The sequence below is a fragment of the Allorhizobium sp. Av2 genome, assembly GCF_021462805.2.
GTDB classification, from domain to species: Bacteria; Pseudomonadota; Alphaproteobacteria; order Rhizobiales; family Rhizobiaceae; genus Allorhizobium; species Allorhizobium vitis_G.
The window spans coordinates 985007-997843 of record NZ_CP192697.1 but is presented as its reverse complement, the minus strand read 5'-3'; the positions used below and the strand labels follow the sequence as shown (position 1 = coordinate 997843).

General features: G+C 59.2%; 13 protein-coding genes. 1 reads left to right on the top strand and 12 read right to left on the bottom strand.

Translation table 11 applies throughout. The features are described 5' to 3' along the window. Positions 1-48: 48 nt before the first annotated feature. The 8 genes from FS819_RS22225 to FS819_RS22190 all read right to left on the bottom strand — a co-directional run bounded on the left by FS819_RS22225 (position 49) and on the right by FS819_RS22190 (position 7795). Positions 49-930, bottom strand: coding sequence for a polysaccharide deacetylase family protein (locus tag FS819_RS22225; protein WP_070150143.1), 882 nt, complete (start codon positions 928-930; stop codon positions 49-51). A gap of 47 nt (positions 931-977) precedes the next feature. After that, positions 978-2087: an ABC transporter ATP-binding protein gene (locus FS819_RS22220; RefSeq protein ID WP_156550279.1), complete on the bottom strand. Its 1110-nt coding sequence runs from the start codon at positions 2085-2087 to the stop codon at positions 978-980. 62 nt (positions 2088-2149) lie between these two features. Continuing rightward, on the bottom strand, positions 2150-3382 hold the full coding sequence (locus FS819_RS22215) for an ABC transporter substrate-binding protein (RefSeq protein ID WP_156550280.1): 1233 nt from the start codon (positions 3380-3382) through the stop codon (positions 2150-2152). Positions 3383-3449: 67 nt separating this feature from the next. Then, positions 3450-4217, bottom strand: a complete 768-nt coding sequence (locus FS819_RS22210; RefSeq protein ID WP_156550281.1) for an SDR family NAD(P)-dependent oxidoreductase — start codon at positions 4215-4217, stop codon at positions 3450-3452. 19 nt (positions 4218-4236) lie between these two features. Continuing rightward, on the bottom strand, positions 4237-4986 hold the full coding sequence (locus tag FS819_RS22205) for an SDR family NAD(P)-dependent oxidoreductase (protein ID WP_156550282.1): 750 nt from the start codon (positions 4984-4986) through the stop codon (positions 4237-4239). After that, complete coding sequence (locus FS819_RS22200) at positions 4983-5828, bottom strand: ABC transporter permease (protein ID WP_156550283.1); 846 nt, start codon at positions 5826-5828, stop codon at positions 4983-4985. The genes FS819_RS22205 and FS819_RS22200 overlap by 4 nt, the downstream gene beginning before the upstream one ends. Before the next feature lies 1 nt (position 5829). Beyond that, positions 5830-6729: an ABC transporter permease gene (locus FS819_RS22195; protein ID WP_156550433.1), complete on the bottom strand. Its 900-nt coding sequence runs from the start codon at positions 6727-6729 to the stop codon at positions 5830-5832. Next, positions 6722-7795 carry an ABC transporter ATP-binding protein gene (locus FS819_RS22190; protein ID WP_234624833.1) on the bottom strand — a complete coding sequence of 358 codons (1074 nt, stop codon included), beginning with the start codon at positions 7793-7795 and terminating at the stop codon, positions 6722-6724. Before FS819_RS22190 ends, FS819_RS22195 begins: the two co-directional genes overlap by 8 nt. Before the next feature lie 532 nt (positions 7796-8327). Here FS819_RS22190 and FS819_RS22185 point away from each other — a divergent pair. Then, positions 8328-9326, top strand: coding sequence for a GntR family transcriptional regulator (locus tag FS819_RS22185; RefSeq protein WP_156550285.1), 999 nt, complete (start codon positions 8328-8330; stop codon positions 9324-9326). Between the two features lie 32 nt (positions 9327-9358). On the opposite strand, the gene FS819_RS22180 is transcribed toward FS819_RS22185, so the two are convergent. Genes FS819_RS22180 through FS819_RS22165 form a run of 4 tightly spaced genes read right to left on the bottom strand, consistent with a single transcriptional unit; the run spans position 9359 to position 12831 of the window. Continuing rightward, complete coding sequence (locus tag FS819_RS22180) at positions 9359-10336, bottom strand: 5-oxoprolinase subunit C family protein (RefSeq protein WP_156550286.1); 978 nt, start codon at positions 10334-10336, stop codon at positions 9359-9361. Beyond that, positions 10326-11201, bottom strand: coding sequence for a 5-oxoprolinase subunit B family protein (locus FS819_RS22175; protein WP_156550287.1), 876 nt, complete (start codon positions 11199-11201; stop codon positions 10326-10328). The genes FS819_RS22180 and FS819_RS22175 overlap by 11 nt, the downstream gene beginning before the upstream one ends. Then, on the bottom strand, positions 11201-12592 hold the full coding sequence (locus FS819_RS22170; RefSeq protein WP_156550288.1) for an acetyl-CoA carboxylase biotin carboxylase subunit: 1392 nt from the start codon (positions 12590-12592) through the stop codon (positions 11201-11203). The genes FS819_RS22175 and FS819_RS22170 overlap by 1 nt, the downstream gene beginning before the upstream one ends. Beyond that, entirely contained in the window at positions 12589-12831 is a 243-nt protein-coding gene (locus FS819_RS22165; protein ID WP_156550289.1) for an acetyl-CoA carboxylase, read from the bottom strand. The genes FS819_RS22170 and FS819_RS22165 overlap by 4 nt, the downstream gene beginning before the upstream one ends. Positions 12832-12837 lie beyond the last annotated feature (6 nt).

The window sequence follows — 12837 nt, the reverse complement described above, 5'->3', positions numbered from 1 at the left end:
CTCCTTTCACAGCCAAGGGACGGCATAGCGCCGCCCCTTGCCTTACTGTTACTTCTTGCGCGGAAAGCGCTTGGCGAAATCGTCGGCGATCTCGTTCATGGTCACGAATTTCACCCCCGGATGCTTGCTCATATGGGCAAACAACCGCTCCAGCATCATCAACACCTGCGGGCGCCCGGCAACGTCAGGGTGAATGGTGATCGGGAAAACCGCATAATCCATTTCACGATAGACCCAATCGAACTGGTCGCGCCAGATCTGCTCGATATCATGCGGATTGACGAAACCGTGGCTATTGGGTGATTTCTTGATGAACATCATCGGCGGCAGGTCGTCGAGATACCAGGAGGCCGGGATTTCGATCAGGTCAGTCTCGTGGCCACGCTTCAATGGCACCATCCAGTCGGAGGGCTTCTTGGAATAGTCGATCTTGGTCCAGCTATCGCCGACCCGCACATAATAGGGCGTGAAATCATTATGCATCAGAGAGTGGTCGTATTTGATGCCCCGCTCCAGCAGCAATTCATTGGTGACATTGGAAAACTCCCACCACGGCGCGACATAACCGGTCGGACGTTTGCCAGACAGCTTGGTGACCAGCTCGATGCACTTGTCCAGCACCTCGGTTTCCTGCTCGCGGGTCATGGCAATCGGGTTTTCATGGGTATAGCCGTGAATGCCGATTTCATGGCCAGCATCGGCCACCGCCTGCATCTGTTCCGGGAAGGTCTCGATGGAATGGCCGGGAATAAACCATGTGGTCTTGATGCCGAAACGTTCGAACAGTTTCAGCAGGCGCGGCGCACCGACTTCACCGGCAAACAGGCCACGGGAAATATCGTCGGGCGAGTCCTCGCCGCCGTAAGAGCCGAGCCAGCCGGCCACCGCATCCACGTCGATGCCGAAGCTGCAAAAGATTTCCTTTGCCATGGTGTTTTCTCCTTTTGATAAAGACTTTTTGATCAGGTACGCGACTGTCAGTGCGCGGCGATAATGGAGGCATCCGAAGGCTTCCACGACAGGAACACATCTGAGCCGACCGGAAACTCATCAGGCCGATATTTGTCGACATGGGCCTCGAGAGACAGCGACCGACCATCCGCCAGCACCGCTGAGATATGCGAGACGTGACCAACGACATCGGCGCGTTGAATGCGGGCATGCACCGCGTTGCCACCATGGGCCACAGCCACCCGATCAAGCTGTTCGGCGCTTCCATGATGAACCTGAATAGCCTCGGCGGGAACGACGAGATTGGCGAGGCCACCTTCAGATACCGGGCCATTGACCAGGCCTGCGAGCAATCCTTCCGGGGTCTCGACCCGCAAGTCGCCTGCGCCATCGGCACGGGCATGCCCCTTGAAAATCGCATTTCGGCCAATGAATTGCGCCACAAACGGTGTGGCGGGTCGGGTATAGAGCTGGTGCGGCGGACTGACCTGCTCAACGCGGCCCTGGTTCATCACCACCACCCGGTCGGAGAGCGCCAGCGCCTCCGATTGAGCGTGGGTGACGAAAATGAAGGTGACGCCCAGCGTCCTTTGCAGGATTTTCAGCTCGTTCTGGATCGCCTTGCGCAAATTGGCGTCAAGCGCCCCAAGCGGCTCATCCAGAAGCAGAATGTCCGGCTCGATCACCAGCCCACGCGCCAAGGCCACCCGCTGACGCTGGCCGCCGGAAAGCTTTTCCGGCTTGCGTTCGGCGATGTCTTCAAGCCCAAGCGTTGCGATGATCCGCTCTACCTTCCGGTCGCGCTCGGCCTTGGCCATGCCTTTGACCTCAAGACCGTAAGCGACATTGCGGCGCACGCTCATATGGGGAAACAGCGCGTAGTTCTGAAAGATCGTCGCGGTTGGGCGCATTTGCGGCGGCACGTCGTTCATCCGCATGCCCTTGATCATCATATCGCCGGAGGAAATACCCTCGAACCCGGCAATCATCCTCAGCGTCGTGGTCTTGCCGCAGCCGGATGGGCCGAGAAAAGCGATGAACTCACCTTTCTTCACCGCCAGGCTGAAGGCACTGACAGCCGTGGTGCCATTGTCATAGACCTTGCCCACATCAATCAGTTCCAGGTCGTAAATCATCGGCTTTCTCCGGTGCAGTATCAAAAGGGAAGACCGGAGCCAGCCGGTCTTCCCGCGTCTCGTCAGGCGTTCAGGAACTCGTCCCACTTCTGCACCAGATGGTCGTATTCATCCGGCCACTGATGCCAATAAGCGACGTTCTTGGCGCGCTCTTCCAGCGAGCCGCCATCACGCAGGTCGCCTTCCTTGATGCCGCGCTCCGGCGCGCCGGTCCAAGGCTTGCCCTCATACCAGAAGGCATATTTTTCCGGTGCCATGACGCTTTTAATATTGGTGGAGGGCGAGTAATACCCTTGCTCCGACACAGCGATGCCCGGCTCACCCGACAGCCAGTAATTAGCATAGGCGGTGACGGCTTCCTTGTTGGTGGTGCCTGCAATCATCGACGGACCGATGGCCCAGGCGCGGTAGCCTTCCTTCGGCACCGCGTATTTGCAAGACTTGCCCTGCGCCTTCACCGCCATGACCGCAGGCTGCCAGGCGTCGCAAACCACCATTTCGCCTGAGGCCATCAGGTTGACCAATTCGCCGAAATCGCCCCATAGCGCCCGGAACTGGCCTTCCTTCTTCTTCGACACCAGGAAGGCCGCCGCCTCGTCAATTTCCTTGGCACTCGGATTGCCAGGGTTCTTGACGTTGAGCAGGCCAAGCGTGTTCATCGCCATGATCGCCTGACCGAAGGCAATCAGCGGATCGGTGTTGAGGCCGGACTTGCCCTTCCACTTCTTGTCGAAAATCGCCGCCCAGCTATTGGCTTCCTCGGCGGAGACCACATCCGGGTTATAGCCGATGGAATCGTAGTTATAGACGGCGGGCACCATGTTCAGCGTTGTCTGGCCTTCATCGGCCCAGATCTGCCCGACGATCTGCGCCTTCAAGTCCCATTTGTCTGATGGTTTGGTGAAGGTGTCGCGGATATTCGCCCAGTTTTTCAAGCCAGAGGCAGGCACCGGCTCGACATTGTTGGTCATGACGATGGCAGGCAGGCGCTCGGCGATGATTTCCCAGCAATCGTAATCCTTCGAGCCGGACAAGATCTTGGTCTGCGCATCCGGGAAGGTTGCCGCCGTGCCGGATGTGCCGCCGACACCGGAGGCCTTCTTGAAGTCATTGAGAATGCGTTCCTGCACCGTCACCGACAGGCCGATGGTGCGCAATTGCTGGCTGGCAAGGCTGGTGGCCTTAGCATAGGCAGCCCGCGACGACAGGAAGGGCGTACCTGCCCCCATGGCCAACGCCATCATGCCGGTGGAGCGTTTGAGAAGTGATCTGCGGTTCAATTCCAGTAATGACATGGCAGTTCTCCAGTTTTTGAGTTCCCGATCCGGCTTTGCCGGTTTTTGTTGTTGTTGATTGTTTCTTTTAGTAACGCCCAACGAGCAGGCCACCATCGACGACCAGCACCTGACCGGTCATGTAACGAGCTGCATTGGAGGCAAGGAAGGTGATGACATCGGCAATATCCTCGGGTGTTCCGAGCCGTCCCATGGGAATGATTTCGGCGGCTTTTTCGGCCCCCACCGGCCCGAGCGAATTTTCCTCCGACAGCAATTGCGCGGTGCGGATATAGCCCGGCGCAATGCCATTGACCCGCACACCATCACGGGCAAGCTCGACGGCCAGACCGCGCACCAGCCCGATCACCCCGGATTTTGCGGCGGAATAATGCACATGTTCATCCCAGCCATAGGCAATGCCCATGATCGACGACAGCGCGACAATCGCCCCGCTTTTGCGAGCGCGCATCCCAGGAGTAGCGGCCCGCACGAGCCGGAAAATGCCCTTGAGGTCGATATCGAAGGTCAAGTCCCATTTTTCATCGGTCAGGTCTTGAAGCGGGACGCGATGCGCAATGCCCGCATTGGCGACCACCACATCGATCCGGCCAAGCCGTGCCTCGATATCGGCGACCAGCGCATCGGCTGCCGGTGTCGAGCGCACGTCATAATGATGAAACTCCGCCGAGCCACCGGCAGCGCGAATAGCCTGCGCCACCGCCTCGCCTTCATCGTCCAAAATATCGGTAACGACGACATGGTCACCAAGCGCGCCGAAGGCTTTGGCGGCGGCAGCGCCGATGCCAATCCCGGCTCCGGTGATGATGACGATCCGCTGGTTCTGGTTGCTCATCTGTCTCTTCCTTCACGGTTCAAAGCATCACATCGCCGGAATTCGGCCCCAGGGTCTGGCCGACGAACAGGGCCGCATCCGGGGAGGCAAGAAAGGAGACGGCGGCGGCCACTTCCTCTGGTTCACCGAACCGGCCAAGCGGCAGCTGCGCCTTTTTTGCGGCTCGCCAGTCTTCCGACAGACCCATGACCAGCGGCGTATTGATCGGGCCGGGAGCGACCGCATTGACGCGCACACCTCTGGCGGAAACTTCGCGGGCCAAGGCCTTGGTCATGCCGATGATCGCCGCCTTGGCGCCGGAATAATGCACCAGTTCGACGCCGCCGATCTGGCCAAGCTGCGAGGCGATATTAACGATCACACCGTCTCCCCGTTCCAGCATCGGTGGCAACACAGCGCGGGTCATCAGGAAATTTCCGCGCACATGCACTGCAAACATCCGGTCGAAATCAGCGACTTCAAGATGTTCAAACAGCGATTGATGGACGATACCGGCATTATTGACCAGCAGTGCCACCGGTCCATGGGCGACAACGGCGGCAGCGCAGATCGCCGCCGCTTCCGTCTCGTGGGAGACGTCCCCGGCATAGGCCGAGGCCTTGCCACCAGACGCCGTGATCTCTTCGGCGACGGCTTTCGCTCTTTCCAGGGCAAGATCGTTGACCAACACGCCATACCCGTCTTTTGCAAGTCGAAGTGCAATGGCGCGACCAATGCCGGAACCAGCGCCGGTGACAATGGCGGAAGGGAAAGCGGATTTGTTCATCATGCATCCTCCTGCACGGCGATGCGCCGGGCGCGGCGCACCGAAAGCCCCATCAGCACGGCATACGTGCCAAGCAGAGCGAAGGAAAACAGCGTGGTCAGCACGCCGAAGGCAAAGACATTCGGATGCACTTCCACCGAAAACGTCCCGTAGATCGCCAGCGGCAGTGTGAGGTCACGGCCAGAGGCAAACAGCGTGCGGGAAAACTCGTCATAAGACAGCGTGAAGGCAAACAGCATGGCCGACAGCACACCTGGAAAGATCAATGGAAAGGTGATCTTGCGAAAGGTCCGCATCGGGCTGACGCCAAGCGACCAGGCCGCCTCTTCGACGCTTGGGTCGAAGCGGTTGAAGATCGCCAGCATCACCAGGAAGGCAAAGGGAAAGGTATAGACCACATGCAGCACAAAGGCCGTACCCCACCAGTGCCGGTCGATGCCAAGAGTATTGGCAACCAGCGCCATGCCAAGCCCGACCAGCACACCCGGCACCATCATGCCCAGCACGATCAGGTAGAAGACCAGGCCGGAACCTTTGAACCGGCTGCGAAAGGCCTGCGCCGAAATCACCCCCAGCACGGTGGAGACGATCATCGTCATCACAGCAAGCCCCATGGATCGCACCAGGGCATCGTTGATCGGCAGTGGCGCAATGCGCGACGGCGGCGTCAGGCCGAACAGATGCTTGTACCAATAGACCGACCATTCGATGATCGGAAATTGCGGGCCGCCTTCCGGTCCCGTCTGGAAGGACAGGATGGCGAGAACCACCAAAGGCCCATAGAGAAACACCAGAAACAGCGTGGTATAGACGCCAAGTGCCAGTTTGACCGCTCCGGAATTCATCCTACAACTCCTTCCTGAGATCGACGACCCGCAGCAGCGCCGCAACAACCAGCCCCATCAGCAGGGTCAGCACCACGCCCGCCACCGCCGCAAAGGCCCATTTCAGCGACCCGACCTGGGTGACGATGATATTGCCGAGTAGATTGACCTTGCGGCCCGACAGTGCCGCCGAGGTGGCGAATTCGCCGAGAACCATGACCGAGACAAAGATCGCCCCAACCACCACGCCCGGCATCGACATCGGCAGGATGATGGTGCGGAAAATCCGCCAGAAACCGGCCCCGAGATCCTGCGCCGCCTCGATGATGGCCGGCTCGATCCGCCCCAGCATGAAGGCGATAGGGCCGACCATGAATACGCAATAGATCTGCGTCATGCCGATGATCACGGACAGTTCGGAAAACAGCAGGACTTCGATGGGATGGCTGACGATGCCAAGCTTCATCAGGATCATGTTGATCGCCCCTTCCTTGCCAAGCATTGGCCGCCAGGCGAGGACGCGGATCAGGAAGGAGGTCCAGAACGGAATGACGCAGAGCACCAGAAGCACGGTTTGCAGCGTCTTGTTTTTGACGAACAACCCAACAAACAGCGCCGCCGGATAGCCGACAGCCAAGGTCGCAACCAGCACCAGCAGCCAGATCCGGACCGTGGTCCACAGCGCGCCCAGATACGTATCGCTGGAAAAGAAGGTGATCCAGCTTTGCAGCGTCAACACCGGCTTGATGGTGAAAGTGGTCTGCGTCCAGAAGGACACATAGACCATCATCAACATCGGCAGCACCAGGAACAGCAGCATCCAGATGACACCCGGCAGCACCAGCCAGAAGGAGATGCGCGACGGCTTGGCGGCAGGTTCTGCGTTCGTGGCGATGCCGTCGGTCAGGGCTTGATTATGCATAGACAAGGGCGTGCTCCTTGTTCCAGACCAGCGCGTAGCGGGTCTGCGGTTCGAGGATCGGGCGGACGTCCTTGCTCAAATGGGTTTCCACTTCGAAGACAGAGCCATCATCCGCCGAGAAAAACGAATAGACCGCCGAGCCGGTATATTCCTCAGCCAGAAAGATCGCTTCGATTGCCACTTCATCACTGCCGCGCTCGGCGATAACAGGACGGATGGAAATCCGATCATGGCGAATGGCATAGGCGGGGGTCGAAGCGGATTGCCTGAAACCGCCAAGTGGCAGGCGGCCTGCCGGAGCCACGAAACTGTTGCCGTCAACAGAACCGGAAAACAGATTGTAGCAATTCAGAAAACGCGCCACATCGGCGGAAACGGGGCGGTTATAGATCGTGTCTGAACTGCCGGTCTGGGCAATCCGCCCACGATCCAGCACCAGAACCATGTCTCCCATGGCCAGCGCCTCGCTCTCGCTGCCGGTAACATGGAGGAATGTGACGCCGCAGCGCTCGCGGATGTCACGCAACTCATTGCGCATCCGAGCGCGCAGATTGGCGTCCAGCGCGCCAAGCGGTTCGTCCAGCAGCACCATTTTCGGCTCGGTGACCAGGGTGCGGGCCAGCGCGACACGCTGTTTCTGGCCACCGGAAATCTGGGTGACCGCGCGGGCTTCCAAGCCCTGCAAGCCGACAAGCGCGATGATGTCACGCACCCTGTCGGCCACTTCGCCAGCATTGGTCACCGGTGCTACCTCACGATTGGCAAGGCCGAAGGCAATGTTTTCTCGCACACTCAGATGCGGAAACAGCGCGAAATTCTGAAAGACGAAGCCGATGCCACGCCGATGCGGCGCCACGTCCTGCATGGACTGTCCGGCAAAGCGGATAGAACCACCCTCGCAGCGCTCAAACCCGGCGATCACCCTGAGCAGGGTTGTCTTTCCCGACCCGCTTGGGCCAAGCAGTGAGATGTAATGATCGTCGGGCAGCGAAAGGCTCAAGCCATCAAGGGCGCGTGTGTCCCCATAGGTCTTGACCAGATTGTGTAGCTCGAGCACGGATGTCACGTCGGTTCTCGCCAGTTGCGCCCATCCAGCCTAACCCGAACACCCTCCCCGCAAACACAGGAAGAGCGCTTGCACCTTTTAGCAAAGGTGCATCACAGGAATCGGCAATCGGGCATTTTTCTATTCGTTCCGCTTGTCCGCGCTTCTATTGGCACGATACAGTCGAAGCATTGCACGGATGATTTTTGTATTCAATATACTTTTTTATGATTTTTAAATTCAGTTGATTTTTAGGGTAGTCCATCAAGTTCCCGCCAACGCGATACATTGCGCATTCCGACAGACAAGCACAAAGGGACCCATAAAAATCGGCAATACCTGCCAATTTTCCCGAGGATTTTTAGATTGAATGCCTGTAATCGCCTTCGGAATGCCTACGCTTTAAACCAATCCGAATACGATCTAAAAAATGACTATTGCACACTATATCCAAAAATTAAATGCTGCATGCGGATATTGCTTTTTATGCCTCTAGTCTCGAAAGCGGTTTTCGCCTTACAGAGAAGACAGACCAACGGGAACAGTCTGCGCCATGACGACACAAACCGGCCAACGCCGCTATGAAATTGCCGAGGCGGTGCTGCGTTCCAACATCGCCGAAGGCCTGTTGCCTCAAGGGCTTGTGCTGCTGGAAGGCCATATTGCCGAGATCCTGCAAACGTCCCGTGCGCCGGTACAGCGGGCTTTGCAGGCGCTGGAGGCGGACGGGCTGGTGCATCGGTTTAAGGGACGCGGCTATCTCGTCGGCCCGACAGGGTTTGGCATCGAGCCGCTGAGAACCGATATCCGCAGCATTGGCCTGACCGTCCCCAAACATGCCGACGACGCCTTGCAGAACCGGTCCTCCTGGGAGCGGATCTACGACACCGTCGAGCGCGATGTGGCCGGATGCGTGGTGTTTGGCCGCTACCGGATCATCGAGACCGAACTTGCCAGCCATTTCAATGTCAGCCGCACGGTGGTGCGCGATGTGCTGGCGCGGCTGAGCGAACGGGGACTGGTGCGCAAGAACCAAAGCTCCCATTGGATCGCCGGTCCGTTGACCGCACAGACCATCAAGGATCATTTCGGGTTGCGCGCCATGCTGGAGCCGCAGGCATTGACGACGGCTGCCCCCCATATCGACAGTGAGGCGCTGCTTTGCCTGCTGGACCGGCTTCGGCAACTGGAGAGAGATCATACCGGGGATGGCCTCAGAGATGTCGTGGAGATGCAGCAAGGCTTCATAGAGATCTGCATTCTCGCCACGCCCAATGAGAAGCTGCGGGAATTGATCCGCAACAATCTTCTGCCGGTGACAGCCGCGACCAGCCTTCTGGCCCGCCTGGGTCTTCCCGGCGACCTGACGACGATTACCGAATTCCGGCTGATCGTCGAGTTGCTGGCCCGTGGGGCGACCACGGCAGCGGCGGCCATGCATGGCACCCATCTGGACGCAGCCCTGAACCGGACCATCGCCCAAATGAAGATCGTCGCGATCATTCCCGATCCCGGCGCCACGGCGGCCTATCTGACCCGTGTTCAGGAATGAGTGTGGTGCCGACCCTGCCATGATCTGCGCTCCTAGACCGTTGACAACGCGGCGCTGATGTCGCGGATCATCGCCTGCCGCTCTCGGCGTGCCGCCAATGCCTGCTCCATATCGACCTTGACGAACCGGGTCGGCGTATGCGGTTGCAATTGACCGATCAGGTCCATATCGGCTGATATCACCGTGCCGACCATGAAATAGCCGCCGCCAGAAACGGCGTCGCGGTGCAAGACAATCGGCTCAGTGCCACCCGGCACCTGGATCGAGCCATAGGGATAGCAGCTATCGACAATATTGGACGGATCGGAGCCTGCCCCAAACGGCGGAGTGCGGGGTACGAAATCGAGCTTGCGCCCGCCGCGAAACCGGTAGCCCATCCGGTCAGCTTCCGGCGCTACCTTCCATTCGTCCTCAAAGAAATTGCCCTTCGCCTCTTCCGTCAACCGATCCCAATAGAGACCGGGCAGCACGCGCAGTTCGGCAGGCGCGCCCGGACGGCGGCGCAGCGCCTGCGGAATGGTCCGGCCTTCCGGTACAGGCTTCGCCTGCCCCACCGGCAATTCATCTCCAGCCGCAATAGCACGGCCCTGAAAACCGCCAAGCGCGCCGATGGCGTAGGTGGAGCGTGAGCCGAGCGCCAGCGGCACATCAATACCACCGGCGACGGCGATATAGATCCGAGCCCCTGCTTTCAGGAAATCGAAACTCAGCACCTGACCTGCCCGCACCTTGAAGGCGGTCCAGCCAGGCTGTTCCTCACCGTCAAGGCGGATCGGCATCTCCGCTCCGGTGACAGCGACCATGGTGTCGGCGGCAAATTCCAGCTTCGGTCCGATGAACACCGCTTCCAGCCCCGCCGCCCCTTCGTCATTGCCGACGAGCAGATTGGCGGCCTTCAGCGCCAGCCGGTCCATGGCCCCGCCCAGGGGAATGCCGAGGTGAAAATAGCCGGGACGGCCCAGATCCTGAACCGTGGTGGCAAGCCCTTGATGCAAAACCTTAATGACCATGGAGAAGGCCCTCCAGCCTGGCGTTGTAGCCGGTGATGTCTTTCTGGAATTCCGAGAGATCAAAGCGCACCTCGCGGATTGGCGGTACGAATATGCCCTTGTCCACCTCTTCCACCGCCTGATCGTAACCGTCTCTATCCACCGGCTTGAACTTGACGATATCCCCCGGCTTGAAGAACACCATGAAGTCACGCAGGTAAGAGGTGGTCTGGGTCGGATCGTAGATCGGCATCGGGGTGATGCCGAACATCTGGTAGCCACCGGCACCGCGCACCGAATAGATGCAGCCGAAACAGCCACCATGGCCGACCGTCAGCCTCGGCGTATCGGTGCGGGGCCGCAGATATTTCGGTACCTCGATCTGCCGCTGCTGCTCGACCATCTGGTACATGAAAGGCAGGCCGGACACGAAGCCGACCATGGAGACAAACCAGGGCGAACCGGCATGGGCGGCAATAAAGTCCTCGACCCCAGAGTAATTGTTGATCTTGGCGGCATAGTCGAGATCAGTGCCCTCAGGCTCCTGATGGCGTTCGCGAAACCGCATCAGAGTCTCATGGGTCCAGGGATCGTTGTAGAAGACCGGGATTTCAACGATCCGCGTGGCGATCACCGGATCGCTTTTCGCCGCCGCCACTTCGATGGCCTGGACTTCCTTCAAAATATCATCGGGATGAATAATGTCAGGATCGAACTTGACCTGGAAAGAGGCATTGGCCGGGCAGATCTCGGTAACGCCCTTGATCCGGGCTTGAGAAATGCCGTTGGTCATCGACAGCGAGGTGAAGAAGGCCTCCAGCGACATCGCCTCGCTGCATTCCACGAACAGATGCTCATCACCCCCGAATGTATATCGCATTGCCATCAGACAGTCTCCTTTGAAGCGGGTGCCTTGGAGGGAGCAGGAAAGGCCGTTTCCAGCCACGGCTCCAGAAACCGGGTATGGACATCGGCGCTCCGCACGCAGGGATCAACCGCCAGCTTTTTGTGCAGCGGAATGGTGGTGGCAAGACCGCCAATCTCGAAATGCTCCAGCGCCGCGCCAAGCTTTTCCAGGCAGGCTTCACGGGTTTCCGCCCAGACGATCAGCTTGCCGAGCAGGGAATCGTAGAACGGCGGCACCTGGTAGCCTTCATAGAGCATGGTATCGAAGCGGATGCCGTTACCCTCGGGAATGAGCAGGGTCGAGACCGTGCCGGGACCGGGCAGAAAGCCACGTGCCGGGTCCTCGGCATTGATCCGGCATTCGATAGCATGGCCGGAGAGCACCACATCCTCCTGGCGCAGCGACAAAGACGCGCCACCGGCAATGCGGATCATTTCCTGCACCAGATCGATGCCGGTAATCATTTCTGTCACCGGATGCTCGACCTGAATGCGGGTATTGACCTCGATGAAATAAAATTCACCGCTCTGCTCGTCATAGAGGTATTCAACCGTGCCTGCGCCGCGATAGTGAACCGACCGCGCCAGCGCCACGGCGCTGTCGCACAGGGCTTTTCGCACATCAGCAGGAAGACGCACCGATGGGCCTTCCTCCCAGACCTTCTGGCGGCGGCGTTGCAGCGAGCATTCACGCTCGAAGCAGTGAATGGCATTTTCCCCATCACCGAGGATCTGTACTTCGACATGGCGGGCACGGGTAATAACCTTCTCGATGTAAAGACCGCCATCACCAAACGCAGCCAACGCTTCGGAGGATGCCTGCGGAAAATGCCGCTCGAAATCCTCCATGCTCTCGGCAATGCGAATTCCCCGGCCACCGCCACCGGCAGCAGCCTTGATCATCACAGGAAAGCCGATTGTCTCGACGACGGCCCGCCCTGCATCCAGGTCATCCACCCGGCCATTCGATCCCGGCACGGTCGGCACTCCGGCCTGCATCGCCGCCTTGCGGGCCTCGACCTTGTCACCCAACAGGCTGATCGCTTCATGGCTTGGACCAATAAAAATCAGCCCGGCATCGGTGACGGCCTTGGCAAATGCAGCATTTTCGGAGAGGAAGCCGTAGCCCGGATGCACGGCATCGACGCCGGTTTCCAGCGCCGCTTTCAGCACAGCCTCGATATTCAGGTAGGATTTAGCGGCGGAGGGCGGGCCAATCTCCACCGCCTGATCGGCCAGTTTCACCGCCAGCATATCCCGGTCGGCGGCGGAATGAACCTGCACGGTGCGAATGCCGAGCGCCTTGGCCGCCTGGATGATCCGAACGGCAATCTCGCCCCTGTTGGCCACCAGCAGCGACGAGATGCTCATGCCTGCACCTCGGCGATCACCTGACCGGCCATGATCGGTTCATTGTCTTCCGCGACGAAAACAAGACCGCTGCCAGCGGCGTCCGCATGCACTTCATGAAAGGTCTTCATCACCTCAATCAGGCCGATAACATCGCCTTGCATCACCGCATCTCCATCATTTTTGAAGTTCGGGGCATCGGGAGACGGCTTGCGGTAGAATGTGCCAGGCAGGGGCGATCTGATCTCGTGGGTGCTCATGGCTGT

Bases quoted from the DNA above. Each gene is read 5' to 3' on its own strand.
- FS819_RS22185 (WP_156550285.1), top strand. From the start codon at position 8,328: ATGACGACACAAACCGGCCAACGCCGCTATGAAATTGCCGAGGCGGTG.
- FS819_RS22180 (WP_156550286.1), bottom strand. From the start codon at position 10,336: ATGGTCATTAAGGTTTTGCATCAAGGGCTTGCCACCACGGTTCAGGAT.
- FS819_RS22210 (WP_156550281.1), bottom strand. From the start codon at position 4,217: ATGAGCAACCAGAACCAGCGGATCGTCATCATCACCGGAGCCGGGATT.
- FS819_RS22200 (WP_156550283.1), bottom strand. From the start codon at position 5,828: ATGAATTCCGGAGCGGTCAAACTGGCACTTGGCGTCTATACCACGCTG.
- FS819_RS22215 (WP_156550280.1), bottom strand. From the start codon at position 3,382: ATGTCATTACTGGAATTGAACCGCAGATCACTTCTCAAACGCTCCACC.
- FS819_RS22165 (WP_156550289.1), bottom strand. From the start codon at position 12,831: ATGAGCACCCACGAGATCAGATCGCCCCTGCCTGGCACATTCTACCGC.
- FS819_RS22225 (WP_070150143.1), bottom strand. From the start codon at position 930: ATGGCAAAGGAAATCTTTTGCAGCTTCGGCATCGACGTGGATGCGGTG.
- FS819_RS22195 (WP_156550433.1), bottom strand. From the start codon at position 6,729: ATGCATAATCAAGCCCTGACCGACGGCATCGCCACGAACGCAGAACCT.
- FS819_RS22220 (WP_156550279.1), bottom strand. From the start codon at position 2,087: ATGATTTACGACCTGGAACTGATTGATGTGGGCAAGGTCTATGACAAT.
- FS819_RS22170 (WP_156550288.1), bottom strand. From the start codon at position 12,592: ATGAGCATCTCGTCGCTGCTGGTGGCCAACAGGGGCGAGATTGCCGTT.
- FS819_RS22175 (WP_156550287.1), bottom strand. From the start codon at position 11,201: ATGGCAATGCGATATACATTCGGGGGTGATGAGCATCTGTTCGTGGAA.
- FS819_RS22205 (WP_156550282.1), bottom strand. From the start codon at position 4,986: ATGATGAACAAATCCGCTTTCCCTTCCGCCATTGTCACCGGCGCTGGT.